23 protein-coding genes are annotated in these 25,295 nt (G+C 72.3%); 7 read left to right on the top strand and 16 right to left on the bottom strand.

Going from position 1 to position 25,295, the window contains the following annotated elements:
• Positions 1-59: 59 nt before the first annotated feature.
• From HRF36_RS00765 to HRF36_RS00755, 3 genes are all read left to right on the top strand, one after another.
• The gene (locus HRF36_RS00765) at positions 60-1,121 is read left to right on the top strand and encodes a DMT family transporter (protein WP_371739943.1); all 1,062 of its coding nucleotides are present in this window, start codon (positions 60-62) and stop codon (positions 1,119-1,121) included.
• Positions 1,121-1,804 (top strand): hypothetical protein, encoded by a 684-nt coding sequence (locus HRF36_RS00760; protein ID WP_173204802.1) that lies wholly within the window; start codon positions 1,121-1,123, stop codon positions 1,802-1,804. Before HRF36_RS00765 ends, HRF36_RS00760 begins: the two co-directional genes overlap by 1 nt.
• 242 nt (positions 1,805-2,046) lie before the next feature.
• Positions 2,047-3,555: a serine hydrolase domain-containing protein gene (locus HRF36_RS00755; RefSeq protein WP_173204799.1), complete on the top strand. Its 1,509-nt coding sequence runs from the start codon at positions 2,047-2,049 to the stop codon at positions 3,553-3,555.
• Positions 3,556-3,607: 52 nt separating this feature from the next.
• On the opposite strand, the gene HRF36_RS00750 is transcribed toward HRF36_RS00755, so the two are convergent.
• The 7 genes from HRF36_RS00750 to HRF36_RS00720 all read right to left on the bottom strand — a co-directional run bounded on the left by HRF36_RS00750 (position 3,608) and on the right by HRF36_RS00720 (position 11,126).
• The gene (locus HRF36_RS00750) at positions 3,608-4,177 is read right to left on the bottom strand and encodes a manganese efflux pump MntP family protein (RefSeq protein WP_173204796.1); all 570 of its coding nucleotides are present in this window, start codon (positions 4,175-4,177) and stop codon (positions 3,608-3,610) included.
• A 209-nt stretch (positions 4,178-4,386) separates the two neighbouring features.
• On the bottom strand, positions 4,387-5,316 hold the full coding sequence (locus HRF36_RS00745) for an acetamidase/formamidase family protein (protein WP_173204793.1): 930 nt from the start codon (positions 5,314-5,316) through the stop codon (positions 4,387-4,389).
• 223 nt (positions 5,317-5,539) lie between these two features.
• Positions 5,540-6,532, bottom strand: a complete 993-nt coding sequence (locus tag HRF36_RS00740) for a carbohydrate ABC transporter permease (RefSeq protein WP_254280981.1) — start codon at positions 6,530-6,532, stop codon at positions 5,540-5,542.
• Entirely contained in the window at positions 6,529-7,479 is a 951-nt protein-coding gene (locus tag HRF36_RS00735; RefSeq protein WP_173204790.1) for a carbohydrate ABC transporter permease, read from the bottom strand. Before HRF36_RS00735 ends, HRF36_RS00740 begins: the two co-directional genes overlap by 4 nt.
• Before the next feature lie 9 nt (positions 7,480-7,488).
• Positions 7,489-8,805: a sugar ABC transporter substrate-binding protein gene (locus HRF36_RS00730; RefSeq protein WP_173204788.1), complete on the bottom strand. Its 1,317-nt coding sequence runs from the start codon at positions 8,803-8,805 to the stop codon at positions 7,489-7,491.
• Between the two features lie 20 nt (positions 8,806-8,825).
• Positions 8,826-10,082: a Gfo/Idh/MocA family protein gene (locus tag HRF36_RS00725; RefSeq protein WP_173204786.1), complete on the bottom strand. Its 1,257-nt coding sequence runs from the start codon at positions 10,080-10,082 to the stop codon at positions 8,826-8,828.
• A 246-nt stretch (positions 10,083-10,328) separates the two neighbouring features.
• Complete coding sequence (locus HRF36_RS00720) at positions 10,329-11,126, bottom strand: DeoR/GlpR family DNA-binding transcription regulator (protein ID WP_173204783.1); 798 nt, start codon at positions 11,124-11,126, stop codon at positions 10,329-10,331.
• Positions 11,127-11,266: 140 nt separating this feature from the next.
• On the opposite strand from HRF36_RS00720, the gene HRF36_RS00715 reads away from it, so the two are divergent.
• Entirely contained in the window at positions 11,267-12,208 is a 942-nt protein-coding gene (locus HRF36_RS00715) for an ROK family protein (protein WP_173204780.1), read from the top strand.
• The gene (gene nagA / locus HRF36_RS00710) at positions 12,205-13,377 is read left to right on the top strand and encodes an N-acetylglucosamine-6-phosphate deacetylase (RefSeq protein WP_371739942.1); all 1,173 of its coding nucleotides are present in this window, start codon (positions 12,205-12,207) and stop codon (positions 13,375-13,377) included. Before HRF36_RS00715 ends, nagA begins: the two co-directional genes overlap by 4 nt.
• Positions 13,378-13,408: 31 nt before the next feature.
• Here the strand turns inward: nagA and HRF36_RS00705 are convergent, their stop codons facing one another.
• The 9 genes from HRF36_RS00705 to melA all read right to left on the bottom strand — a co-directional run bounded on the left by HRF36_RS00705 (position 13,409) and on the right by melA (position 23,285).
• A complete protein-coding gene (locus HRF36_RS00705; RefSeq protein ID WP_173204777.1) occupies positions 13,409-14,911 on the bottom strand; it encodes a glycoside hydrolase family 36 protein in 1,503 nt (500 codons plus the stop codon).
• A gap of 61 nt (positions 14,912-14,972) precedes the next feature.
• On the bottom strand, positions 14,973-15,902 hold the full coding sequence (locus HRF36_RS00700) for a PfkB family carbohydrate kinase (protein ID WP_173204774.1): 930 nt from the start codon (positions 15,900-15,902) through the stop codon (positions 14,973-14,975).
• Positions 15,899-16,909 (bottom strand): carbohydrate kinase family protein, encoded by a 1,011-nt coding sequence (locus HRF36_RS00695; RefSeq protein WP_173204771.1) that lies wholly within the window; start codon positions 16,907-16,909, stop codon positions 15,899-15,901. The genes HRF36_RS00700 and HRF36_RS00695 overlap by 4 nt, the downstream gene beginning before the upstream one ends.
• Positions 16,906-17,811, bottom strand: a complete 906-nt coding sequence (locus HRF36_RS00690) for a carbohydrate ABC transporter permease (RefSeq protein ID WP_173204768.1) — start codon at positions 17,809-17,811, stop codon at positions 16,906-16,908. Before HRF36_RS00690 ends, HRF36_RS00695 begins: the two co-directional genes overlap by 4 nt.
• Complete coding sequence (locus HRF36_RS00685) at positions 17,808-18,776, bottom strand: carbohydrate ABC transporter permease (RefSeq protein ID WP_173204765.1); 969 nt, start codon at positions 18,774-18,776, stop codon at positions 17,808-17,810. Before HRF36_RS00685 ends, HRF36_RS00690 begins: the two co-directional genes overlap by 4 nt.
• Positions 18,773-20,152 (bottom strand): ABC transporter substrate-binding protein, encoded by a 1,380-nt coding sequence (locus tag HRF36_RS00680; protein ID WP_173204762.1) that lies wholly within the window; start codon positions 20,150-20,152, stop codon positions 18,773-18,775. Before HRF36_RS00680 ends, HRF36_RS00685 begins: the two co-directional genes overlap by 4 nt.
• A 42-nt stretch (positions 20,153-20,194) precedes the next feature.
• The gene (locus HRF36_RS00675; protein WP_173204759.1) at positions 20,195-21,073 is read right to left on the bottom strand and encodes an SIS domain-containing protein; all 879 of its coding nucleotides are present in this window, start codon (positions 21,071-21,073) and stop codon (positions 20,195-20,197) included.
• 20 nt (positions 21,074-21,093) lie between these two features.
• Complete coding sequence (locus HRF36_RS00670) at positions 21,094-21,972, bottom strand: class II fructose-bisphosphate aldolase (RefSeq protein ID WP_173204756.1); 879 nt, start codon at positions 21,970-21,972, stop codon at positions 21,094-21,096.
• The gene (melA, locus tag HRF36_RS00665) at positions 21,969-23,285 is read right to left on the bottom strand and encodes an alpha-galactosidase (protein ID WP_173204753.1); all 1,317 of its coding nucleotides are present in this window, start codon (positions 23,283-23,285) and stop codon (positions 21,969-21,971) included. Before melA ends, HRF36_RS00670 begins: the two co-directional genes overlap by 4 nt.
• Positions 23,286-23,425: 140 nt before the next feature.
• Between melA and HRF36_RS00660 the strand changes: the two genes are divergently transcribed.
• On the top strand, positions 23,426-23,950 hold the full coding sequence (locus tag HRF36_RS00660; RefSeq protein ID WP_173204750.1) for a helix-turn-helix domain-containing protein: 525 nt from the start codon (positions 23,426-23,428) through the stop codon (positions 23,948-23,950).
• Positions 23,947-25,239 carry an MFS transporter gene (locus tag HRF36_RS00655; RefSeq protein WP_173204747.1) on the top strand — a complete coding sequence of 431 codons (1,293 nt, stop codon included), beginning with the start codon at positions 23,947-23,949 and terminating at the stop codon, positions 25,237-25,239. Before HRF36_RS00660 ends, HRF36_RS00655 begins: the two co-directional genes overlap by 4 nt.
• Positions 25,240-25,295 lie beyond the last annotated feature (56 nt).

The raw sequence follows: 25,295 nt of genomic DNA, 5'->3' as shown, positions 1-25,295 counted from the left end.
CGACAGGAACGGCGCGTCACCACCCATTGTGCATGACGGCCCTGACAGAAGGAGTACTCGTGAGCACCGGCGCGACCACGACCCCGTCCACGACGACCGCCTCGGCCGCCGGACGACCGGCCTCGACCACCGCCGGCCTGCTCGTCGCCCTGATCGCCGCCGCATCGTTCGGCTTCTCGGGCCCCTTCGTCAAGCCCCTCCTCGAGTCGGGCTGGAGCCCGGTGGCCGCCGTCACCGTCCGGGCGTCGATCGGCGGGATCGTGCTCGCACCCGTCGCCCTCGTCGCCATCCGCGGCCGGCTCGGCCCCGTCTGGCGGGCCCGATGGCGCGTGCTCGCCATGGCCGTGGTCGGCGTCGCCGGCACCCAGGTCTTCTACTTCGCCGCCGTCGTGCACATCCCGGTCGGCACGGCGATCCTCGTCGAGTACCTCGCCCCGCTGCTGCTCGTCGGTGCGGCCTGGGTCACGTCGCGGCGTGTGCCGCAGGCCGTCGTGCTCGTGGGCTCCGTGATCGCCTTCGCGGGCCTCCTGCTGGTCGTCGCTCCGAGTGGCGGCGTGGCCCTCGACCCCGTCGGGCTCGCCCTCGCCGGGGCCGCGATGGTCTGCTGCGCCGCCTACTTCGTGATCGCCGCCCGCCCGAGCGGCGACCTGCCCCCGGTCGCGCTCGCGGCGTCGGGCCTGCTCGCCGGAGCCGCCCTGCTCGGCCTGCTGGGCCTGACCGGCCTCGTGCCTTTCACGACGTCGTCGGCCGACGTCCCCTTGTTCGATGCGGTCGTGCCGTGGTGGGTGCCCATGCTCGTGGTAGGCGTCGTCGCCACGGCCGTGTCGTACGCCACGAGCATCACGGCCAGCAGCATGCTCGGCTCACGCCTGGCGTCGTTCGTCGGCCTGCTCGAGGTCGCGGCCGCCGCGTTCTACGCCTGGCTGCTGCTCGGCGAGGCACTCACCCCGCTGCAGCTCGGCGGCGGGCTGCTGATCGTGGTCGGCATCGGCTTCGTCCGGGCGGAGCGCACCCGCGAGGCCGAGGTCGTGGCCGACGCGGTGGTCCACGATGCGGTCGTCGACACCCCCGTCGCCGTGGTCCCCGTTGTCGCCGACGACCGGAGTGCGACCATGGGGTGATGGACTTCGTCGAGAACCCCGACCTGCACGCCCTGCCCCGGCCACGGACCGCCCGCGAGGTCGCCGCGACCTTCGGTCGCCCGGTCCGCACCTTCGTCGAGCAGCCCCGACTCGACCTGACGCAACCCAGCACGGTCGGCCACGACGACGTGCTCGACACCGTCGCCCTGAACTACGTGTTCGTCGCCGACCCGTCCGACCCGGATGCCCCGTCGAACCTGGTCGAGAACGTCGCCGAGATCGACGGCCACCTGGCCGACGCCCTCGCTGCGGGGCAGCCCGACTGGTTCGTGGCCGGGCTGCGGGCGTTCCGGTACCCGATGCTGTGGGAGGCGGTGGTCACCATGGTCGCGCCCGACGACCCGGCGCCGCCTGCCGAACCCTTCGCCGTGGCCGAGCATGTCGCCCGGCACCTCAACCACGTGCTGATCAACACCGCCGAGGGGCGGAGCACCCGACCCGACGGCGCCGTGCCCGTGCTGGACGCCCCCGTGACCGCCCGGCACGCGCAGTCGGGCGCGGTGCTCGTCGTCGACGGGGTCGAACGCGAAGCCGTGCTGATCGACACCGATCCCGACCTGGTCGGCTGGGGCGCCGAGATCGACGACACGATCGTCCTCGTGGTGCTGCCGCGGGATCTCGTGCCGCTGGTCGACCGGCGGTTGACGTCCCTCGCGACCTGACCCGCGCCTCCTCGGCTCACCTCCCCCACGCCGGGGCACCCCAGCCCGGCCGCGCGTCGGGCTCGACCTGCCGAGCCCGGGTCGGCGGGCCGAACCCGACCTTCCAGACCGCTGCCGGCGTACCGAACCCGACAGAACGCGCGCGACACGCCGCTCGCCTCCTCGGATCGGTGGGCCTGCGCGCTCGGGTGTCGCGATGTGCACACGGGGGGCGGAGCCGGGGCCGGGCATAGGGTCGGGGGGTGACTCCGACGACGCTGCCGCGCAGCACGCCCTCCGCCCAGAACGTTGACGCCGCGGGGATCTCCGCCTTCGTCGACGCCCTCGAGACCACCGCCGGCGTCGAGCCGCACAGCATCATGCTGCTGCGCCACGGGCAGGTGGTCGCCGAAGGCTGGTGGGCTCCGTACTCCGCCGACCGCGCGCACCTGCTCTACTCGCTGAGCAAGAGCTTCACCTCGTCGGCCGTCGGTTTCGCGGTCGCCGAGGGGCTCCTGGGCCTCGACGACACCGTGCTCGGCCACTTCCCCGAACTCGACGCCGAGATCACCGATCCGCGCAGCCGGTCGATGCGCGTCCGACACGTGCTCGCGATGGCCAGCGGCCACCGAGCCGAGACCCTCGACCGGGCGCTCGCGATCGACCCGGTCGACGTGGTCCGGGGCTTCCTGCTCACCCCGCCGGACGACGAGCCCGGCAGCGTGTTCGCCTACAACCAGCCCTGCACCTTCACCGCCGGCGCGATCGTGCAGCGGGTCACCGGGCAGTCCCTGACCGAGTACCTGCGTCCCCGTCTGCTCGACCCGCTCGGCATCGGCGACGTCGGCTGGCAGCGGGACGAGTCCGGTCGCGAGCTCGGCTTCAGCGGACTGCACGCCACGACCCACGCGATCGCCGCCCTCGGTCAGCTGTACCTGCAGCAGGGCGAATGGGACGGCACGCAGCTGCTGCCGCGCGAGTGGGTGGCCGAGGCCACGCGCTCGCACGTGTCCAACGCGGGTGAGTCCAACCCCGACTGGAGCCAGGGCTACGGCTTCCAGTTCTGGATGGCTCGTCACGGCTACCGCGGCGACGGCGCCTACGGGCAGTTCTCCGTCGTGCTGCCCGAGCACGACGTCGTGCTCGCGCTGACCGGTCAGTCGCTCGACATGCAGGCGGTGCTCGACGCGGCGTGGGCGCACCTCCTGCCCGCCGTCGGCACGGACGCGGCGCCGGTCGGCGACGCCTCGGCCGACGCCGCCCTGGCGACCCGCCTCGCCGATCTGACGCTGCCCGGGGTGGCCGGTCCGACCGAGCACGACGCCGCACCCGTCCGCCCGGCGGCCGAGGAGGCGCGGACCGGCGACCAGCACTCCCCCGGTACCGACCGGCTCGTGTCGTTCACCGCGGCCGAGGGCAACGACCAGCCCGGCCTGACCGTGGTCGAACTGCGCGCCTCGGCCGACGCCACGACCACGCTCACCCTGGTCGAGGGCGACGCCCGCCTCGCGGTCCGGATCGAGGCCGAGGACTGGGTGGTCACCGACGGCTCCGACGACGGCGACGGCGCAGATGCCCGTGGTTCCGTCGTTCCGATCGCCGCGAGCGCCACCCGCTCGGCCGACCTGCTGCACGTCGACCTCGTGTTCGTCGAGACGCCGCACCGCCTGCACCTCACCCTCGACGAGTCGGACGCGACCTTCACCGCCCTGTGGGAGACCCACCCGTTGCACGCGCCCGCGGTGGCGCACCTGCGCATGCCGCGCCACTGACGCGGCGCGATACGGCGCGATGCGGCGCGGCCAGGCGCGATGCGGCGCGGACTCAGCCGAGCACGCCCGTGTGCTCGAGCACGATGTTCAGGCCGATCAGGATGAGGATCACGCCACCGGCGATCTCGGCCGGCTTGCCGAACGCCGCACCCACCCGGCGTCCGACCAGCACCCCGACGAAGGTCAGCACGGCCGTCGTCACGCCGATCACGAGGATCGCCCAGCCGATCGACACGGGCAGGAACGCCAGGGTCACGCCGACCGCGAGGGCGTCGATGCTCGTGGCGATCGCGAGCACGGCGAGCTCGCGGAGGTTCAGCCGGTCGGTGTCCTTCTCGACGTCCTCACCCGCCGAGAACGCCTCGTAGAGCATCTTGCCGCCGATCAGGGCGAGCAGCCCGAAGGCCACCCAGTGGTCGAACGGCGCGATGTACTGCGCGAAGGTCGAGCCGAGCAGCCAGCCGAGCAGCGGCATCAGCGCCTGGAACGCACCGAACGTGACGGCGATGACGAGCGCGTGCCGGAGGTTGAAGCGCGTCATGTGCAGGCCCTTGCCGAGGGCGACGGCGAAGGCGTCGGCGGAGACGCCGAGGGCGATGAGGAAGAGGGCCCAGAACGACATGGGGGCAGCGCCTTTCGAGACGGTCGGGTGGAGACGCCGGCGTCTCGGAACCTGACGATCCTGCCATGCCCCCCCGCGCCTCCTCGACCAGAAAAGTGCTGGTCAGAGGTATTCGGGATGCCGAAATAGGGGTGTCGGCGGACCGTCGTGCGGGGCGCCGCGACCCGAACGACCCACCCGAGCACGGCAAGCAGGAGGCGCGGTGCGGCTCAGGCGGGGACGAGCAGGTCGCGGGGCAGCACGGCGTGGACGCCCCAGGTGCGGTTGGCGACCTGCGTGACCCGCAGGTCGACGACCGTGCTCGCGAAGGCCAGCGCGGTGGCGGCGTCGAGCGAGTACAGCCGGCGCATCCACTCGACCATCGCGGCGAGCGCGTCGCCGCTCGCGACGTTGAGGTCGGCGTCGAAGCCGAAGGTGATGCGGGCCTCGGGGGTCTCGGCGTGGATCGTCGCGAGCGGGCGGTCCGTCGCGAGGCCGACCCGCGCCTCCGTCGTCATGCCGGTCTCGATCGCGGTGCCGCCCACCTCGCCGTCGCCCTGGGCCGCGTGCCCGTCACCGAGGTAGAGCAGGGCGTCGTCCACCGCCACGGGCAGCCAGAGGGTCGTGCCCGCGACGAGGTCGCGGCAGTCGATGTTGCCGCCCACGGAGGCGCGGGGAGGAATGGTCGAGTGCTCCCCGTGCTCGGCGGGGGCGAGTCCCATGACGCCGAGGAAGGGCGCGACGGGCCGACGGAGGCCCCGGCTCTCGGTGGCCGTGCCGGCTTCGCGGTCGATGCTCCAGAGCAGCCAGGCGGCCTCGGCGTCGACCAGGCCGAGGTGGCGGGTGATCGGGGTGTCGGCGGCCGCGGCGATCGTGAAACCCCAGTCGTCCGGGGTGAGCGAGAGCAGGTCGAGCTGCAGCATGTCGCCCGGGCGGGCCCCGCGGACGGCGATCGGCCCGGTCAGTGCGTGGCCGCGCCGGGTCGGGAAGAGGTACGGGGTGACCTCGCCGGGCACGGTCTGGCGTTCGAGGTGGCCCGAGGCGTCGAGCGAGCGGACGACGACGGTGTCGCCGGGGTCGATCGTCAGCACGGGTGCGTGGTCGCGCGAGAAGACCTCATGGGCGGTGTCGGTGCCGGGGTCGAGGCGGTGGGTCGTCATCGTCCGAGCGTAGGCCGCACCCGCGACACCGGCCGGACGTGCTCGCCCAGCGACGCTCGGTACGATGGACGCCTGTTCCGCCCCGACCCCGACGCACCCGCTCACAGAGAGACCGACGCCCCCATGGTCCTGTTCTTCCACGTCCTCATCATCGCCATCACCGTGGTCGGCGCCGGCCTGATCACGGCCGCCTTCGTGGGGCTCGCCACCTCGAAGTAGCCGCCTACTTCAGGCCCGAGTGCGCGAGTCCGTCGATGACCCGACGCTGCAGCACGATGAAGGCGATCAGCACCGGTGCCATGGCCAGCAGGCTCGCGGCCATGACGACGGGGTAGTCGGTCGTCTTGTCGCCGATCAGGGTCGCGAGGCCCGCCGACAGCGGCATGCGGTCCGAGTAGGTCGAGACGACCAGGGGCCAGAGCAGCTCGTTCCACGACCAGAGCACCGTCGTGATGGCGAGCACGCTGATCGACGGGACCGCCAGCGGCAGCATGACCCGGGCGAACACCTGGAACGGGTTCGCTCCGTCGAGGCGCGCCGCCTCCTCGAGTTCGGTGGGCATCGCCAAGAAGGCGGTGCGCATCAGGAACGTGCCGAAGGCGCTGAACAGCCCCGGGGCGACGATGCCGGCGATGGTGTCGAGCCAGCCGAGGCTCTGGACGATCTGGTACTGCGAGATCAGGTACACCTGCGACGGCACCATGAGGATCGACAGGATCACCGCCAGCATCACGCCGCTGCCGCGGAACCGCATCCGGGCGAACGCGTAGCCGGCCATCGTGCAGAGCACGATCTGGGCGACCGTCCTGGCGACGGTCACGACGACGCTCGTCCGCAGCTGGTCGAGGAACGGCAGCCGATCGAAGACCGCCGCGAAGTTCTGCCACTGCAGCTCGGCCGGCCAGAGGTTCGGCGTGACGCTCTGCACCTCGGCGTTCGTCGACAGCGACATGATGATCTGCCACAGGAACGGGAACGCCATGAGGAACCCGCCGAACCCGAGCACGACGTGGATGCCCGCGTGCGAGCGGCCACGACGCCCGGGGCGACCCGAGGAGGCGCGGCGGGCGCGCTCGGGACGGCCACCGGTGGGCGTCCCCTCGCGCGCCTCCTGCCGCTCGGACGGGGCCGCGACGAGCGCCGCCGGCGTCGCCGACAGGGTCTGAGGATCACTGAGCACGGCCGCCGAGCGGACCGGTTCGGCTCGGTCGGTCATGACTGCACCCACTTCTTCTGGAGACGGAACTGGACGAGCGTGACGAGGCCGATCAACACGAAGATGAACATCGCGATCGCCGCCGCGTAGCCCTTGTCGTTGGCGATGAAGCCCTGCTGGTAGAAGAAGTAGACGAGCGACAGGCTCCTCGGCAGGACGGGGTTGGTGCTGCCGAGGATCGCGAACTGCAGGTCGAACAGCTGGAAGCTCGAGATGATCGTGATGATCAGCACGAAGAAGATGCTCGGGGTGAGCAGGGGCACCGTGACCGAGCGGAACTGACGCCATGGCGTCGCGCCGTCGAGCTCGGCCGCCTCGTAGAGCTCGGGCGGGATGGCCTTGAGACCGGCACCGAGGATGATCATGGCGAACCCGACCGACGACCAGAGGCCGACGATGGCGACCGCCACCGTCGCGGCGCCGGGCGTCGAGATCCAGTACGGGCCCTCGATTCCGACCAGCGAGAGCAGGTAGTTCAGCAGACCGAAGTCGCCGTTGAAGATGATGCGCCACACCATCGCGATGGCGGTCGGCATGGCCACGTACGGCAAGAAGAACAGCACGCGGTAGAACGACGCGAAACGGAGGCCGGGCGTGTTCAGCAGGCTCGCGAGCCAGACGGCGAGCGGCACGCCGAGCAGGACGATCCCGGTGTAGAGCAGCGTGTTGCCGAGGGCCGTCCAGAGCTGCGGGTCGACGATCAGCCGCGTGTAGTTCGCCAGGCCCGTGAAGGTCGAGCCGCCGAACACGCCCCATGTCGTCATCGAGTAGTAGGCGGTCTGCAGCACGGGCCACACGAAGAAGACCCCGATGCCGGCCGCGAGCGGCGTCACGAACAGCCAGGGCCACGCACCGTCACGGTGCAGCGCCCGGCGTCGGGGCACGGATGGTGGCGTCGTCCCGGGGGTCGCGGACGGCCTAGCCCGGGTGATCGTGTCGTCGCTCATGGTCGGGTCCTATTCCTTCGCCAGCAGAGCGGTCATCTGCTCGCCGAGGTTCGTCGCGACGTCGTCGACGGACTCGTCGCCACTGAACGCACCGGGCAGCTCGGCGTCCTCGAGAGCGTTCCAGGCCGCCGAGTTCTTCGACACGGGCAGCGGCACGGCGTAGTCGACGGCGTCGAGGAACACCTGCAGGTCGCGATCGGGCGCACTGTCGACGAAGCCCTGCTGCGTGCCGGTGAAGGCCGGGATGACGGCTCCCAGGTCGCCCTGCTGCTGCTGCGCCTCCTGACCGGCCAGGTAGACCTGCAGCGCCTGGGCGGCCTGCTTGTTCTCGCTGCCCGCGGCCACCACGTTCGAGACGCCGTGGATGACCGTCGCCTTCTCCTCCCCGGCGGGGAGGGGCAGGACCTCGGTGGTCGCCGACACGGGAGAGTCGGAGACCGCCGCGTTGAGCCAGCTGCCTCCCCAGTACATGGCGAGCTTGCCCGAGGTGAACCACTGGTCGGCCGGGGTGTCGGTCAGCTGCTGGATGCTCGGCGAGCCACCCGACGAGATGAGGTCGGCCCAGAACTGGAGGCCGGCCTTGGCCTCGTCCGTGTCGTAGCCCGACGCCGCGCCGTCGTCGGCGACGACCTCTCCCCCGGCTTGGGCGATCGTGTCGTAATACGTCGTCTGACCGTCCATGCCCCCGGCGCCGCCATAGGCACCCTGGGCCGAGAGGGCCTCCGAGAGAGTCGCGGCGGTCCGTTGGAAGTCGTCCCAGGTCCAGTCCGCCTCGGGCAGGGGAACGCCGGCCTGCTCGAACAGGGCCTCGTTCACCCAGACACCGATCGTGTCCATGTCCTTGGGGACGCCGTACTGCACACCGTCGAGCGAGTACAGGTCGACGAGCGCCTCGGGGTAGTCCTCCGTGTCGAGATCGCCGGCCTCGACGGCGCCGGTGATCGGCTCGACCTTGCCGTTGCTCGCGTAGAGCTGGAAGTTCGGGCCGTTCAACCAGAACAGGTCGGGAAGGCTGTCGCTCGAGGCCTGCGTCTGCAGCTTCGTGAAGTAGTCGGCGTACGGGGTGACGTTCACGCTGACGTCGATGTTCGGGTACAGCTCGTTGAAGCCTTCGAGGTTCGCGTCGATGGCCGCGACCTGAGCCTGGTCCCAGACGCCGTAGGTGATCGAGGCCGAGAGGTCGTCGGGCGCGGCCTCGTAGTCGTCGGCGGCCGCCGGGCCACCGGCCGAGCTGCACCCGGCGGCGACGAGCGAGATGCCGAGGGCGGCGGACGCGATCGAGAGACGGCGACGGACACCGCGGCGAGGGATGGAGGAACGAGACATGGTGCTGTCCTTTCGGTTCGTCAGGAGGCCGCGGGGGCGGGTGACGACGGAGTGGTCGAGGAGGTGGGGGCAGAGCCGCCGGCGGTGAGCCGGGCGAAGTGGTCGAGCACGGCGTCGGGAAGGCGGGGCACGTCCCGGGGCGTCGAGCCGTCGCGCAGTGACTCGGCGGCGAGGGCGCCGGCCGCGACGGCGGCGCGGGCGGCGACCGGGGAGAGCGTCGGAGGCACTCCCCGGGCGACGAAGGCGAGGAACTCGGTCACGGCGGCGAGGTCCGCGTCGGCGTGCCCGGCCTCGACGCCGTCGATGGGGTACTCGAGGTCGCCGGCCACCTGCCAGTCGTGCCGGCGGTTCCAGACCTTGACGACGCCGCCCCCGGTGTCACCGACGTTCTCCAGCCGCCCCTCGGTGCCGATGACGGTGTAGTTGCGCCAGTAGTCGGGCGTGAAGTGGCACTGCTGGTAGCTCGCCGTCACGCCGTTGTCGAGCGTCATCATCATCATCGAGACGTCCTCGACGTCGACGACCGGGTTCAGACCGGTCGCCGAGGCCGGTGGCCAGTTCTCGAACGAGAACCAGTCCTCCACGGTCTGGCCGGGCCGCTCGTGGCGGTCCTTGACCTCGCCGTAGACCATGAGGTCGCCCATGCCCACCACGCGCTGCGTGTAGGCACCGGCGAGCAGGTGCACCACGTCGATGTCGTGGCTCGCCTTCTGCAACAGCAGCGTGCCCGTCTGCGAGCGGTCGGCGTGCCAGTCCTTGAAGTAGTAGTCGCCGCCGTTGCCGACGAAGTGCCGCACCCACACGGTCTTCACCTCGCCGATCTCACCGCGGGCGATGACGTCGTGCATCAGTCGCACCACGGCGGCGTGCCGGAAGTTGTGCCCGACGTAGAGCGGAGTCCCCGTCTCGGCGGCGACGGTGAGGATCGCGTCCGCGTCGGCGAGGGTCGTCGCGAGCGGCTTCTCGAGGTACACGGCGATCCCGGCCCGGAGCAGATCGATCGCGATGGCGGCGTGGGTCGCGTCCGGGGTCGTCACGATCGCCGCGTCGACGAGGCCGACGAGATCGTGGTGCGAGGCCACGACGGCGACGCCGGGGAACTGCTCGGCCGCCCGGCCCCGGCCCTCGGACGTCGTGTCGGCGGCCGCGACGAGCTCGGCGGCTTCTCCGGCGGTGGCCACGTGGTGCGCGATGTAAGCGCGCTGCCCGACTCCGACCACGCCGACGCGCAGCACGGCTGTCGCGTCCGTCGGCTGATGCGAGGGATTGTTGGTCATCGTGTCACCGCTCCTTTGCGTGAAGATGATTCAAACGTAGCCGAAACGATCATGAAACGACAATAAGACGCCGGAGCACGAGACGAAAGGCCACCGCCGCAGGTTTAACTCCCCCGAAACACGTCACGCGGTCGAGGGAGGCGCGACCCATGCGACAGCGTCACGGGGCGAGACCCGGCAAAATCCAGCTCAGGCCGCGCCACAACGCCAGGATGTGGGGGGCCGTGGCGTCACACGCGTCGGCGGTCAGGCGGTCGCGGACGCGACGACCACCTCGACCCCGGCGGCCTCGAGCTCGCGGCGCAGCTCGGGCTCGACGGCGACGTCGGTCACGAGGACGTCGACCACCGACAGGGGTGCGATGCGGGCGAAGGTGGAGCGGCCGAGCTTGGTGCTGTCGGCGACGACCACGACCTTCTTGGCCACGGAGGCGAACTGGCGACTGACGTCCGCCTCGCCCTCGTGGACCGTGGTCGCTCCGAAACGACCGGTGAGTCCGTCGACGCCGAGCACCGCCACGTCGAGGGCCATCTCGGCCAACGACGCCGTCACCATCGGCCCGACGAGCTCGTACGACTGCCGACGCGAGACGCCGCCCGTGACCACGATCTTGACGTGGGGGCGCACCGAGAGCTCGTAGGCGATGTTGAGGGCGTTCGTCACGATGGTGACGCCGTCGTCGCCGTCGCCCCGGACGAACCGTTCGCTGCGGCCGAGCTCACGGGCGACCTCGCTCGTCGTCGTGCCCCCGTTGACCCCGACCGTGTCGCTGACCTGGATCAGGGCGGCCGTCGCCTTCGCGATCGCGACCTTCGCCTCGGCCTGGCGGGCGATCTTGTACTGCAGCGGCAGCTCGTAGCCGCTGCCGAGCGCCGCCGCCCCACCGTGCGTCCGCGTGACGAGTCGTTGGCCGGCCAGCGTCGAGAGATCGCGGCGGGCCGTGGCCGCCGAGATGTCGAGGGCCTCGCCGATCTCGGCGATGGAGACGTTGCCCCGCTCGCTGATGAGCTCGAGGAGGGCGTTCAGGCGCTGCTGCTGGGTCATGGGGCTCTCCTCGAACGGTGCCGGGTGACGACGCTCCGATCTTAGCGATCGTCCACCAGAATGATCGAAGATGATCGAATCGGAGGTGATCGCTCAGGCGATCGCTCTTGCGATGATCAGGACCCGTGAGAGGACAGCCCATGACCACCCCTCCCCCCGGCGACGCCCGGCCCCGAGTGCTCGGCGTCGACGTCGGTGGCACGACCGTCAAGGCCCGGCTCGTCGAGGTCGGCCGGTCCGACCGCCCCCTCTGGGAACGCCGTGTCCCGACACCTCGAGACGACGTCCGCGGGCTCGGGACCGTGGCGGCCGTCGCCCGTCTCGTCGACGACGCCCGCGGTCTCGGCCGGGTCGACGCCGTCGGTCTCGTCGTTCCGGGGATCGTGGACGACGACGCCGGGACGGCCGTCGCCTCGACCAACGTGGGCTTCCGCGACGTGCCCCTGCGCGCCCTCGTCGAACGCGCCTCCTCGCTGCCCGTCGGTTTCGGGCAGGACGTCCGCGCCGGGGCGCTCGCCGAGGCGACCACGGGCGCCGGGGCCGGCGCGTCGGGCGGTCTCGCCTTCGTCCCCGTCGGCACCGGCCTCGCGGCCGCCGTCGTCGACCGGGGCGTGGCCCTGGTCTCGGGCGGGTGGGCCGGCGAGATCGGCCAGGTCGTGCTGACCGCGGGGCACCTCGCCGGACTGCGCGTCGAGGAGGTGGCGTCGGCCGGCGGTCTCGCACGTCGCACGGGCGCCGCGAACGCCCTGGCCGTGGTGGCGCGCGTCCGGGCCGGTGAGCCCGAGGCGATCGCCGCCTGGCGCGACCTGGTCGAGGTGCTCGCCGACTGCCTCGGGTGGATCGCGGCCGTCGCGGCCCCCACCATGCTCGTCCTGGGCGGCGGACTGGCGGGGGCCGGTCCGGTGCTCTTCGACCCCCTCGGTTCGGCGCTCGACGAGCGCCTCGCGCACTCACGGCGACCCGCCCTGGTACCCGCCGCACACGGCGACGGGGCCGCGATGGTCGGTGCCGCCCTCCTGGCCGAGCAGGCCCTCCGCGACCGGGGCGCGCTCGAGACCCCATCGGCCGGAGGCGCGGCGTGAGTCGTCGAGGTGCCGCGACCGACCGACACGGTACGGCCGACCGAGTCGTCGTCGCCGATCGGATCGTGACGGCGACGGGTGCCGACGGCCCCGGCTGGATCGCCCTGGGCGGGGGCCGCGTGATCGACGCCGGCGACGGGCCGACACCGACCGGCGACCTGATGCACCTGCCTCTCGAACGGCTCCGGGGAGTCGTCGTGCCCGGATTCGTCGATCAGCACGTGCACGGCGCGCTGGGCGTCGACTTCGGCGGTGCCGACGAAGCCGGGGCCCGCCGTGCCGCGGCCCACCACCACCGGGCGGGCTCGACGCGACTCGTGGCCTCCGTCGCCACGGCCTCGTCGCAGGCGACCCTCCGAGCCCTCGGCGTCCTCGCTCCGCTCGTCGACGAGGGGGTGCTCGACGGCGTCCACCTCGAGGGGCCCTGGCTCTCGTCGACACGACGGGGTGCCCACGACCCCGCTCTGCTGCGATCGCCCGAGCCCGCCGAGGTCGAGGCCCTGCTCGACGCCGCCCGGGGCACCGTCCGCCTGGTGACCATCGCCCCCGAGCTGCCCGGTGCGGTCGACGCGATCCGCCTGCTGGTCGACCGCGGCGTGGTGGTCGCGCTCGGGCACTCGGACTGCACGGCGGCCGAGGCCCACGCGGCCGCCGACGCCGGGGCGACCGTGGTCACCCACGTCTACAACGGCATGAGACCGCTGCACCACCGAGAACCGGGGCTGGCCGGCGCCGCGCTGACCGACGACCGCCTCGCCGTGGAGCTCATCCTGGACGGTCGGCACGTCTCGCGGGACGCCGTGGAGATCGCGCGCCGCGCCTCCTCGGGTCGTCTCGTCCTCGTCTCGGACGCCATGGCCGCGACCGGCTGGTCGGACGGCCGGTACACGATCGCGGGCTCGGAGGTCGTCGTCGAGCACGGCGTGGCGATGCTCGCGGACGGCTCCTCGCTGGCCGGCAGCACGGGCACCGTCGGAGAAGGCGTCTCGCGGCTCGTGCGCGAGCACGGCGTCGCCCTGCCCGAGGCGGTGCGGGCCTCCTCCACCACCGCCGCGACCGCCCTGGGGCTGACCGGCGCGGGGCTCGACCCCGGCGACCGGGCCGACCTCGTCGTGCTCGACGAGCACGACAGGGTCGACCGGGTCCTGCGGGACGGGCGCTGGCTCTGAGGCCGGACGGGGTCGGTGCCGAGTCGAGGGGTCAGCCGGCGACGGCCGTCGGATCGGGCTCGTGCCGGCCCGTGACGACGGCGGTCAGGTCGACCTCGCGTCCGTCGACCACGAACCGGTGCCGGCCGACGTGCTCCACCGTCGGCCGCTCGGACAGCCAGTCGGCGAGCCGGCCGCGTTCGGTCTCGTCGAGCCACGCCATCGGGTCCGAGGTCGACCGGAACTCGAGCACGGCCGCCGTGTCGCGCAGCAGCTGCCGTTCGGGTTCGCCAAGCAGGCTCCTCGTGCTGCGGAAGTAGACCGAGTCGGGGTCGACCTCGTAGAGGCCCTTCATCCAGGCACGGTTCACCGACGAGACGATCGAGTTGAGCGCCCCCGCGCCCGAGGGGTCGCGGGGCCGCTCCGCGTTGTCCCACACGGCGGCCGTGTCGGGCCCCACCCGGGCTCCGTCGAGGATGCCCACCGACGGGATCATCGGCACGCCGCAGCCGAGCAGGTACGTGTCGTCGCCCACCACGTCGCGGATGTGCTGCAGGGCGTCGCGGTAGGCGACCTCCCGGTGGACGTCGGTGCTGCGGACGCCCGTGACGGCCCCGGCGTACATGAAGTCGAGTTTGAGGTAGCTGAACCCCCAGCCCGTGACGCGTTCGAACACCTCGCGGAGGTGGTCCCGCACCTCGTCCTGCGTCGTGTCGAGGGCGTAGTAGTGCGACTCCCAGTTGTGACCGGCGACGAGCGGACGACCGTCCTCGCCCTGCACCATGAGGTCGGGACGGGTGCGGGCGATCGTCGAACCGGGCAGGGCGATCAGGGGTGCCAGCCACAGGCCGGGCCGGAACCCGCGGGCCGCGATGCCCTCGGCGGTGGCCTGCATGCCCGACGGGAAGTCGCGGCCGGCCTCCCAGTCGCCCACGATCGTCTCCCAGCCGTCGTCGATCTGGAACACGTCGACGGGCTGACCCTCGAGGTCGGCGACCGTGCTGGCGATCAGGCCCTCGTCGATCGACTCGAAGAACGAGTACCAGCTGCTCCACACCGTCCCGGCCGTGCGGGTGCGGTGCCCGAGCCGCTCCGAGACCAGGCGGGCGTAGTCGGCGAACACCTCGAGTTCGGGCCCGTAGGCGACGAACCACTCGGCGAGGTCCGCCTCGTTCCGGGCCCAGAGCACGTCGCGGTCCGCGCCGACGCGGGGTGTACCGAGGCCCAGGCTGCCGATCAGCAGCACCCGCCCGTCGGGGCCGGCGACGGCACCCACGGCGCTGCCCGAGTGCGCGTGCGGCGTCTCGACGGCGGCGTCGTCCGCGGTCAGCAGTCGCTCGGGGCTGTCCTTGATGCCGATCGTCTCGCCGTCCGTGCGGGCCCACCCGCTGGGGCTCCACGAGTTCCAGCCGTGCCGGTAGAACTCCGTCTCGCCGAACGGGTGCAGGACGGCCACGGGGCCGGCGGGGACGACGAAACCGGTGCCCGTGCGTCGGGGAGGCGCGGTCACGTTGGCCGCGAAGGTCGCGTCGTCGAAGTCGAAGGTGAACTGCATCGATGTCTCTCTCTGTCGAGGGGAAGGTCCTGGGGTGGAGCGGGCGTGGCGCGATCGGCCGTCAGGCGGGTTCGACCCGCACGAGGTCGGCGATCTCGCGGGCCCGGTCGGCGTCGAAGACGGCCGCCCCCGGCACCTCGGCGTTCGCGGCCCCCGCTCCCGTGGCCGCGGCGAGCGCCTGAGCGAGCGGTCGGCCGGCGTCGAGTCCCGCGACGAGCGCCCCGAGGAACGAGTCGCCGCTGCCCACGGGGTGGTCGCCCGCGGTGGTCGGCAGGGCGACGCTCCACCGGCCCGTGTCGTCGGCGGCGAGCGAGCCCGCGGCTCCGTCGGTGACCACGACGGCACCGCGCGTCCGCACCCTCAGCCCGTCGACCAGCGACCCGAGCGCGGCGTCGGCCGGTGCGCCGAGGGCGGCCCGCGCCTCCTCGCGGTTGATCTTGAGCAGGTCGACGGCGGTGCCCGCCGCGAGCAGGCGTCGGAGCGGTTCGCCGTGCGTGTCGAGCGCGAATCGCGACGAGGAGGCGCGGGCCAGCTCGGCGAGGCGGGGCACGAGGTCGTCGCCCACGCCGGGCGGCATGCTGCCCGACACGGAGAGCCAGGCACCGGGCACGAGCGCGGCCCGGAGGGCGGCGAGGACGGCGTCGACGACGACGACCGAGACCGGGACCGCGTGTTCGTAGACCTCGGTCAGGTCGCCGGTGGCGTCCGAGCCGATCGACACGCAGACACGGGTCGTCACGTCGTCGGGCACCGGGACGGCGGCGACGCCGTCGGCCCGGAGCAGTTCGGCCACCAGCTCGCCGATGTGTCCGCCGAGTACGGGCACGGCCGTGACCTCCGCCCCCAGGGCGGACGCGGCCCGGGCCATGTTGAGCGCCTTGCCGCCCGCGACGCGGCGCACGAACGACGGTCGGTGCGGGTGTCCGAGCACGAGATCGTCGACGACGTAGGCGGTGTCGAGCGAGGGGCTGAAGGCGGCCACGACGATCACGCGGGTACCCGCTCGAGGTCGCCTCGGACGGCCTGCGCACCGGTGCCGCCCGCGGCACGGGTCGAGAGCGAGCCCGCGGTCGTGGCCCAGCGCAGGCGTTCCGCCTCGTCGTCGACGCCGGTCGTCCAGGCCGCGAGGTAGCCGGCGTCGAAGCTGTCGCCGGCGCCCGTGGTGTCGACCACGTCGAGCACGAGGCCCGGGTGCGGGACGGGTCGCCCGCCGTCTCGGAGGGACCAGCCCCCGTCCCGGCCCGCCTTGACGACGACGGCGGGGCCGAGGGCGGCGATCGTGGCCGCCGCGGCGAGGTCGTGGTCGTGGTCGTCCTGGACGGCGGGGCCCTCGCCACCGTCCCGCTCGTCGCCGGTCGGGGCGCCGAGCACGGCGCCGACGGCGCGCAGCTCCTCACGGTTCGGCAGGAACAGGTCGACGTGCGGCAGCGCCTCGCGGAGCCCCTGCCAGCGACCCGCGGGGTCCCAGTTCGTGTCGAGGCTGATCGTCACCCCGTCGGCGCGCGCCTCGGCGAACAGGGCGGGCAACTCGGCCGCGAGGCCGGGCAGCAGGAACCACGACGCGACGTGCAGGTGACCGAACGGCCGCCCGGCGGCCCGGGCGGCGTCCAGGGCCGCCCTCACGTCGGCGCCGCGGACGGAGGTCATGGCTCCGGTGTCGGTCAGGATCGAGCGGTCGTGCGGCGCGGACAGGATGACCGACAGTCCGGTCGCCGCACCGTCGACGATCCGCACGCCCGAGGTGTCGACGTGGCCTTCTCGCAGCCGCTGCGTCGTGACCCGGCCGAAGTCGTCGTCGCCGACGCAGGCGACCAGGGTCGTCTCGACCCCCAGTCGCGCGAGGCCGTGGGCCACGATGCCTGCCGAGCTGCCGAGCACCAGGCGGCTCGACTCGAGCAGCTGCTCCTCTTGCCCGAACCGCGGCACGACGTCGCCCGTGAGGACCAGGTCGAGGTTCGCGTCGCCGACCACGAGCACCCGGGTGGACCCGGCGCTCATCCCTTCAACCCCGAGAACGTCATGGTGGCCACGAACTGCTTCTGCGCGACCAGGAAGAACACGATGAGCGGGAGGGTCGCCACGACGTTGCCGGCCATCAACAGGCTCCAGTCGGTTCGTCGGTTGCCCTGGAAGTTCGTCAGCCCGAGCTGCAGGGTGAACGCCTGGGCGTCGTTGATCGCGATGAGGGGCCAGACCAGGTCGTTCCACGAGCCGAGGAGCGTGAAGATCGCCAGGGTCGCCAGCGCGGGCCGCGCGAGCGGCAGGACGATACGGAAGAAGACCTGAACCCGCGTGCAGCCGTCGATCATGCCCGCCTCCTCGAGCTCGACCGGCAGCGAGAGGAAGAACTGTCTCATCAGGAAGATGCCGAAGGCCGAGGCCAGCCACGGCACGATCGCCGCACCCAGGGTGTCGATCAGCCCGACCCGGGCGAACAGCACGTAGGTCGGGATCATCAGCAGCTGGGTGGGGATCATGATCGTCGCGAGCACCGCGAGGAAGCCGATGTCGCGCCCGGGGAACCGCAGGCGCGCGAACCCGTAGCCGGCCAACGAGCAGAGCACGAGGTGCGACACGATCGCGACGATCGAGACGATCACCGTGTTCGCGAGCCAGAGCAGGATGTCGGACTCGGCGAAGAGCTTCTCGTACCCGGCCGTCGTGAGCGACGACGGGAAGAACGCCGGCGGGAACTTGTTGATCTCGCCCGCCGGCGTGAACGACGTCAGGAACATCTCGACGAACGGCACCAGGAAGACCACCGCGACGGGCAACAGCAGCAGGTGCCATGCGCTGAAGGGGAGGCGCCGACGACGACCACGCGCGGGTCGCGGCGGCGAGACGACGGCCTCGGCCGTGTCGAGGGGACGGCGCGGCAGCACCGGGGCGTCGACGCTCATCGGGTCTCCTGTTCTCGGGCGGCAGCGCGGCGCTGCTGCACGGTGACGATGACGGTGGCGATCAGGGTGACGAAGAACAGGCCGTAGGCGATGGCCGAGCCGTAGCCGAAGTCGAGTTCGCGGAAGGCGGTCTGCCAGAGGTAGTAGACGATCGTCTCGGTCGCGTTGAGCGGACCACCGCGGGTGGTCGTGTAGACGAGGTCGAAGAGCTGCACGGCCTGGAGGGTCATGTAGATGGCGACGAAGGTCGTGACGGGCCGCAGCTGCGGCCACACGACGTTCCAGAAGATCTGCGTCGGCCCGGCACCGTCGATGCGCGCCGCCTCGACGACGTCGCCGGGCACGTCCTGCAGGGCCGCGAGGTAGATCACCGTCGTGAAGGCCGCCTGCCCCCACAGCGACATGATCGCGATGACGACCATCGACTGGGTCGGGTCCTCGAGCCATCCCTGCTGGGGCAGGTGGAGCACCCGGAGCACGTTGTTCATCAGACCGAACTGCGGGTTGAAGAGGTACGTCGTCAGGATGCCCGTCGCGGCGGCCGAGGCGACGAACGGGACGAAGATGGCCGTCCGGTAGAGCCCGATGAATCGGATGCGCCGGTTGAGGGACACGGCCAGGAAGAGGCCGAGCAGCACGACCGCGGGCACGAACAGCGCGGTGTAGAGCACCGTGTGCAGCACGGCCGCCCCGAGGTCGGCGTCGCCGACCAGCTCGGCGTAGTTGTCGACCCCGACGAACTCGGGCGCACTGAACCCGTCCCACTCCTGCAGGGACAACAGCAGCGCCCAGACCGCCGGGAAGATCGACAGGCCCAGCACGATCACCAGGGCCGGCGCGACGAACCCCCATCCGCCGAGGCGGGAGCCGAGCCGCCCGCGGGGCCGAGCCGGCGCCGGGGGCCGCCCCGCGCCTCCCGGGGGCTCGGCCTGCCCCGGTCGCGTCGGCGCCGAGGTCGCGGTCACTGGTCGCCCAGCGACTCGTCGGCCTCGTCCGCGGCCTTGCGCAGGGCCTCGGCGGGTTCGCCCTGGCCCTGCAGCACCGACGACACCGCCTGCCCGACGGCGGCCGACACGTCGACGTACCCGGGCACGGTGGGTCGGGCGTGCTTCGCGTTCTCGGCGTTGGCCTGCATCACGTCGAGCCCGGGCAGTTCGGCCGCCTTCGCCTGGAACTCGGGGCTGTCGGACTCGCTCGAGCGCAAGGGCAGGTTGCCGTACTCGACGTTGAAGCGCAGGTCCTGCTCGGCCGAGGTCAGCCACTCGGTGAACTCGTACGACCAGTACGCCCGGTTCGCGTCCTGGTGGTCGAACAGCGCCCAGACGTCGGGCCCGGAGACCGTCTGGTGGTCGCCGTCGGTGCCCGGGAGCTCGACGACCCCGTACTCGGTGCCGGCGATCTTCAGGTCGTTCAGCTGCCACGGGCCCGAGGTGATCATGCCGATGCGGTCGCTGGCGAACAGCGGTCCGAACTTCGTGTCGGTCTGGTCGAGGTACACGCTCTCGTCCTCGACGGCCATGTCGCGCAGCAAGGTCAACGCCTCCACCCCGGCATCGCCGTCGAAGGCGGCCTCGGTGCCGTCCTCGCTGAGGATCTCGCCCCCGTTCTGCCAGAGGTGCGGCCACAGCTGCCACGTGGTCTCCTCGCTGCCCGACACCGAGTAGCCGTAGCCGTAGGTGTTCGAGGCGGGGTCGGTCAGCTGCTTCGCCGCCGCACGGAAGTCGTCCCAGGTCCAGTCGGCGGTCGGGTACGCGACGCCCGCCTCGTCGAACACCGTCTTGTTGAAGAGGAGGCTGATGTTGTCGACGACGGCGGGGAACCCGATGGTGCGGTCGCCGGTCGGTTGCACCGTGCTGCGGGCGGCCTGGGGGAACTCCTCCCACTTCACGTCGGGCTCGGCGACCTGGTCGGTGATGTCGAGGGTGCGCTTCGACTTCTCGAGCTGGCTCGCCCACGAGCCGAAGGCGTACGAGATGTCGGGGTAGGTGCCCCCGGCGAACGAGGCCGACAGCTTCTGTAGCAGCTCCTCGGTCGACGAGGCCCCGGGCGACAGCTTGAGCGTGACGTTCGGGTGCTCGTCCATGAACTCCTGCGCCAGGTCGTCGAGCAGTTGGCCGGCCGCGTCGTCCTGTCCCGTCCACATGGTGATCTCGACGTCGGCCGACTCGTCGAGGGTCGAGGACCCCGAGGGTGCGCAGCCGGCGAGGAGGCCCGCCGCCGTGGCCACGGCTGCGCCGAGCGCCAGCCCCCGCCGGAGTCGTCCGGCGGTCGCGCCGCGGGCGGGGTGCCTGCGGCCGTCGGCCGTGCTGCGGCCGGTCGTGGTGTGCGAGAAGAAGGACATCGTCGTGCTCCGTTCGGGTGGGGGTGGGGAGAGGGCTCGTCGTCAGCCGAGGATGACCGAGCGGGTCAGGTGTCGGGGCGTGTCGGGGTTCAACCCCCGGCTCTCGGCGAGTGCGACGGCGAGCCGCTGTGCCTCGGCGAGCTGGACGAGGGGGTCGTCGTCGCCGACGACGACCGTCGCGCCCACCGCCTCGATGTCGGCGACCAGCTGCGGCTCGACCGGGCCCATGATCCAGACGAGCGACCTCTCGCCCGCGACCGCGATGGGGCCGTGACGGTAGTCGAGCAGGGGGTACGACTCCGACCAGGCCTGCGCGGCCTCTCGCACCTTGAGGGCCGCCTCTTGTGCGAGGCCGTGGGTCCAGCCGCTGCCGAGATAGACGAAGTGGTCGAAGCGCGTCACGTCGAGACCGAAGGGCACGGACAGGGAGGCGCGACCCTGTTCGACCAGACCGCTCACGTCGTAGCCGTAGACGGCGCGGGCCGCGGCCAGCAGCGTCGTCGGGAACCGGGTCTGCACGACGCTCTGCTCGTCCGCGTAGTCGAGCACCAGGGTGTCCGAGACCAGGGCGTCGACGGGCTTGCCGGAGACCGCCACGATCGCGACCTTGACGGTCTCGGGGTCGGCGGCGGCGAGGGCGTCGAGGATCTCGGTGGTCGTGCCCGACCGGGTGATCGCGACGATGCGGTCGTACCGGCGGCCGGGACGCCATTCACTGGCGTAGGCGGCGTCGGTCTCGCCGAGCCCCGCGCGTTCGCGGAGGTGGGCCAACGACTCGGCGACGAACGCCGAGGTGCCGCAGCCGAGGAAGAGCACGCGCTCGCCGGGCAACCCGAAGAAGGTGCTGGCCGCGGGTGCCTCGGCGATGGCCCGGGCCCAGGTGTCGGGCTGGCTCAGGATCTCGGTGGTGGTGAGGCTCATGGTGTTCCTTTCGAGGTGCCCTACCGGCCGGCGGGGGCGGTGACGGAGGCGGTGGTCGGTGAGATGACGGAGCAGAAGGAGGCGACCGAGGCGGCCAGCGCCTCGCGCCCGGGCCGGCCGTAGCGGCGGGGATCGGTGAGGGCGGCGTCGTCGGCGAGGGCGGCCCGCACGGCCGCCGTCCACGCGATGTTGAGGGCGGTGCCGACGTTGATCTTGCGGATGCCGGCGTCGACCGCCGCGCGGATCATGTCGTCGGGCACGCCCGACGACCCGTGCAGCACGAGCGGCACCGGCACGGCGTCCGCCAGTCGACGCACGAGGTCGAGGTCGATCGAGGCCGACCGGTCGGCCATCGCGTGCGACGATCCGACCGCGACCGCCAGGCCGTCGACGCCGGTGGCCGAGACGAACGACGACGCCTCGGCCGGGTCGGTGCGCACCCCCGGGGCGTGCGCGCCGTCCTTGCCGCCGATCGCACCGAGTTCGGCCTCGACCCAGAGCCCGGCCGCCCGGGCCCGCCGAGCCGCGTCCGCGGTCACGGCGACGTTCTCGTCGTAGGGCAGGGTCGACGCGTCGACCATGACCGAGCCGATGCCGGCGACCGGGCCGAGCGCGATGGTCTCGTCGATCAGGTCGGAGTCCTCGACGTGGTCGAGATGGATGGACACGCCGACCGAGGCCGCCGCCGCGAGCTCACGGCAGGCCGCGACCAGGGGCCGGAGCCCGCCGTGATAGCGCACGGCGTTCTCGCTGAGCTGCAGCAGGACGTCGCCACCGGCGCGCTCGGCGCCCAGGACGATGCCTTCGGCGTGCTCGAGCCCGATGACGTTGAAGCTCGGTACCGCCGTCCCGCGCTCGACGGCCGTCGCGATCAGCTCGGCCGTCGCGACGGCCGTCACAGCGCGCTCGCGGGCAGGAGTTCGCGCAAGGGTTCGGGCAGCAGGTCGCCGTGCGCCTCGACGAGCTCGTCGCAGAGTCGCCAGATCTGCTCGGGGGTCAGGGTCGAGCCGGCGTTCGGATCGACCAGCACCGCCTGGCGCAGGAGGCGCGGGTCACCCGTGCGCATCGCCTCGACGGTCAACTCGGCCACCGACACGTAAGGACGGTTCACCGCGGCGCACGCGACCGGCAGCGCACCCATCGCCACCGGCCGGATGCCGTGCCCGCCCACCAGCGTCGGCACCTCGACCACGGCGCCCTGCGGCAGGTTGTCGATCAGGCCGAGGTTCGGGACGTTCGCATGGATCTCGCGCGGCGTGCCCGTCACGAGCGAGTGGATCACCTGCGGGGCGTACTCGGTGGCGCCCTCCTCGAGCGGCAAGGGGCTGCCGGTGCGCAACGCCTCCTGGGCGCGGTGGTACTCGGAGACGTTGTCGTCGCTGATGCCGAGGTACTCGAGCGGCTGCAGGCGGAACCGCTCGACCTGCTCGGGCGACCGGAGGAACCACGAGAGGTACTCGGAGGAGTGCTCGCTGGTCTCGGTCGGGTAGAAGCCGACGCGACGGAACATCTCGACGCGCACGCGGCGCCGCAGCTCGGGGTCGGCGGCGATCTTCTGCTCGAGCAGGGGGTAGAGATCGCGCCCTTCGTGGGTCCATTCGAGCAACCAGCTCTGGTGGTTGACGCCGGCGGCGCGGTGGACGGTCTGCTCGACCGGGACGCCGACCAGCTCGGCGAGGTCGTGAGCCGTCCAGTAGACGCTGTGGCACAGGCCGAGGGCGGTGATGTCGGGAGCGACGACGGAGGCCCACCAGATGTTCATGGCCATCGGGTTCGTGTAGTTCAGCAGGACGGCGTCGGGGCAGAGCTCGCGCATGTCGGCCGTGAGGGCCGAGAGGAACGGGAACGTGCGCAGCGCGCGGAACACCCCGCCCACGCCCGTGGTGTCGCCGATGGTCTGCAGCAGGCCGTGCCGGGCCGGGATCTCGAGATCGCGACGCGTCGCCTCGACCCCGCCGATCTGCACCATGTCGATGACGAAGTCCGCCCCGGCCAGGGCCTCGCGGCGCTCGAGGTGGGCCGACACCGTGACCGGTCGCCCGAAGCGCTCGGCGAGCTGGTGCGCCGTGCCCTCCGCCACGTCGAGGCGCTGACGGTCGATGTCGTGCAGGGCCACCTCGATCGGGCCGAGGTCGTCGAAGCCGAGCAGGTCGGCGATCAGCTGGCGGGTGAAGACGACGCTGCCGGCACCCATGAACGCGATTCGTGTCATGCGCAAGATCTTGACTGAACATGCGCGAAAGTGCAACCAAGCAATCATTAACGACAAAATACGATCATCCGTGTGGCGCCAAGGACCGACCCCCAAAGACCCGTTTGACGGTCAGGGTCGAGGGGCCGCACGATGACGTCATGCCCGCACTCGACGAACTCCGCGCCACGGCCCACCCGATCCGCCTCCGACTGCTGTCGCTCCTGACCGGCGTCGCGATGAGCGCCGCCGAGGCGGGTCGCGAGCTCGGACTGTCCCAGGCGACGGCGAGCTACCACCTGCGGGTGCTCGAGCGGGCCGGGCTCGTCGAGGTCGTCGAGCTGGTCACGATCCGGGGCGGTGAGGCCAAGCGCTACCGCCACCTGTCGTCGGCCCGTCCCTTCCCGCTCGCGCCCGCTCCCCTCGACGACGACGGCGACGAGGAACGCGCCCGGTACGTCGAGGCCCTGGTCGACGAACTGCGCCGGCGCTCCCCCCGGCGGGTGGCGGGCCCCCAGGTCTCGACCGATGCCGAGCTCTGGGTCGACGCCGAGACCTGGCAGCGCGTCGTCCGCCACGTGGGGCACGCCTCCGCTCTCTTGCACGCCGCCGCCCGGCGACCCCGGACACCGGGCACGAGCCCCGTGTCGATGACGGCCGCGTTGTTCCCGCTGAGGCGACCGTGACCGAGGGCCAGGGAGGCGCCTCCTCGGTTCCCGACGAGACGGACGACCGCCGCGGCCCCCTCGGCCACGCCACGTTCCGCTGGCTGCTCGCGGCTCGGACGACGGGCGTCCTCGGCAACGCCGTCGCACCGATCGCGCTCGCGTTCGCCGTGCTCGACCTGACCGGGTCGGCGGCGGACCTCGGCCTGGTCGTCGCGGCCCGGTCGATCGCCAACGTGGCGGTGCTGCTCGCCGGGGGTGTGATCGCCGACCGACTGAGACGGGACGTCGTGCTGGTGGGGACGTCGCTCGCCGCGGCCGGGACGCAGGGCGTGGTCGCCGCGCTCGTGATCACGGGGTCGGCGACGATCCCGCTGCTGGTCGTCCTGAGCGTGCTGAACGGCGCCGTGGCCGCGGTGAGCCTGCCGACCGCGGCGGCCCTCGTGCCCGAGACGGTCCCGGCCGCTCTGCTGCGACCGGCGAACGCCCTGCTGCGCCTGGGCCTGAACGGGGGCAGCGTCGTCGGGGCGTCCGCCGGGGCGGCGATCGTGGCCGTGGTCGGGCCGGGATGGGGCCTCGCCGTCGACGCGGCCGGATTCGCGCTGGCGGGCGTCCTGTACTCGCGACTACGGCTGCCGGCTCGGCAGGATGCCGAGGCCTCGGCTGGCGTCGCGGGCGTCGGTTCCGGCTCGTCCGTGATCGCCGACCTGCGCGAGGGGTGGAGCGAGTTCACCCGACGCTCGTGGGTGTGGATCGTCGTCGCCCAGTTCGCCGTGCTGAACGCCGCCTTCGTGGGGGCGACCACGGTGCTGGGCCCCGTCGTGGCCGACGACACGTTCGGTCGGGCGGCCTGGGGGCTGGTCGTCGCGGCCCAGACCGTGGGCCTCGGCCTCGGCGCGGTGGTCGCGATGCGGTGGCGCCCCCGACACGGTCTCGCCGTGGGCGTGGGGCTGATGGCCGTGACGGCGGTGCCGGTGGCGACGCTCGGACTGGCACCCGCTGTGCCCGCCCTCGTGGTGGCGTTCCTGCTGGGCGGCGTCGCCCTCGAGATCTTCGCCATCTCGTGGGACCAGTCGCTGCAGGGCAACGTGCCCCGCGCCTCCTTGGCTCGCGTCTACTCGTACGACATGGTCGGCTCGTTCGTCGCCGTACCTCTCGGCGAGATCTTCGCGGGCCCGGCGGCCCAGCAGTTCGGCACGCGACCCACGCTGCTCGCCTGCGCCGCGATCATCGTCGTGGCGACGCTCGCGGCCGTGTCGACGCGGGGCGTCCGCGGGTTGACCACCGAGGAGGCGCGGCGGGCGTTCTAGGTCCAGCGCGAAGAGCTCGGACCTGGAGTCGGAGCCGCCCCCTGCCTTCCCCTCGA

Source organism: Frigoribacterium sp. VKM Ac-2836 (assembly GCF_013248995.1).
Lineage (GTDB): Bacteria > Actinomycetota > Actinomycetes > Actinomycetales > Microbacteriaceae > Frigoribacterium.
The sequence above is the reverse complement of the archived record's forward strand: the minus strand, read 5'-3'. Positions and strand labels throughout refer to the sequence as shown.

Excerpts from the sequence above, each read along its gene's own strand:
- HRF36_RS00760 (WP_173204802.1), top strand. The coding sequence starts at position 1,121 with ATGGACTTCGTCGAGAACCCCGACCTGCACGCCCTGCCCCGGCCACGG.
- HRF36_RS00750 (WP_173204796.1), bottom strand. The coding sequence starts at position 4,177 with ATGTCGTTCTGGGCCCTCTTCCTCATCGCCCTCGGCGTCTCCGCCGAC.
- HRF36_RS00745 (WP_173204793.1), bottom strand. The coding sequence starts at position 5,316 with ATGACGACCCACCGCCTCGACCCCGGCACCGACACCGCCCATGAGGTC.
- HRF36_RS00740 (WP_254280981.1), bottom strand. The coding sequence starts at position 6,532 with ATGACCGACCGAGCCGAACCGGTCCGCTCGGCGGCCGTGCTCAGTGAT.
- HRF36_RS00735 (WP_173204790.1), bottom strand. The coding sequence starts at position 7,479 with ATGAGCGACGACACGATCACCCGGGCTAGGCCGTCCGCGACCCCCGGG.
- HRF36_RS00730 (WP_173204788.1), bottom strand. The coding sequence starts at position 8,805 with ATGTCTCGTTCCTCCATCCCTCGCCGCGGTGTCCGTCGCCGTCTCTCG.
- HRF36_RS00725 (WP_173204786.1), bottom strand. The coding sequence starts at position 10,082 with ATGACCAACAATCCCTCGCATCAGCCGACGGACGCGACAGCCGTGCTG.
- HRF36_RS00720 (WP_173204783.1), bottom strand. The coding sequence starts at position 11,126 with ATGACCCAGCAGCAGCGCCTGAACGCCCTCCTCGAGCTCATCAGCGAG.
- HRF36_RS00715 (WP_173204780.1), top strand. The coding sequence starts at position 11,267 with ATGACCACCCCTCCCCCCGGCGACGCCCGGCCCCGAGTGCTCGGCGTC.
- HRF36_RS00705 (WP_173204777.1), bottom strand. The coding sequence starts at position 14,911 with ATGCAGTTCACCTTCGACTTCGACGACGCGACCTTCGCGGCCAACGTG.
- HRF36_RS00695 (WP_173204771.1), bottom strand. The coding sequence starts at position 16,909 with ATGAGCGCCGGGTCCACCCGGGTGCTCGTGGTCGGCGACGCGAACCTC.
- HRF36_RS00690 (WP_173204768.1), bottom strand. The coding sequence starts at position 17,811 with ATGAGCGTCGACGCCCCGGTGCTGCCGCGCCGTCCCCTCGACACGGCC.
- HRF36_RS00680 (WP_173204762.1), bottom strand. The coding sequence starts at position 20,152 with ATGTCCTTCTTCTCGCACACCACGACCGGCCGCAGCACGGCCGACGGC.
- HRF36_RS00675 (WP_173204759.1), bottom strand. The coding sequence starts at position 21,073 with ATGAGCCTCACCACCACCGAGATCCTGAGCCAGCCCGACACCTGGGCC.
- melA (WP_173204753.1), bottom strand. The coding sequence starts at position 23,285 with ATGACACGAATCGCGTTCATGGGTGCCGGCAGCGTCGTCTTCACCCGC.
- HRF36_RS00660 (WP_173204750.1), top strand. The coding sequence starts at position 23,426 with ATGCCCGCACTCGACGAACTCCGCGCCACGGCCCACCCGATCCGCCTC.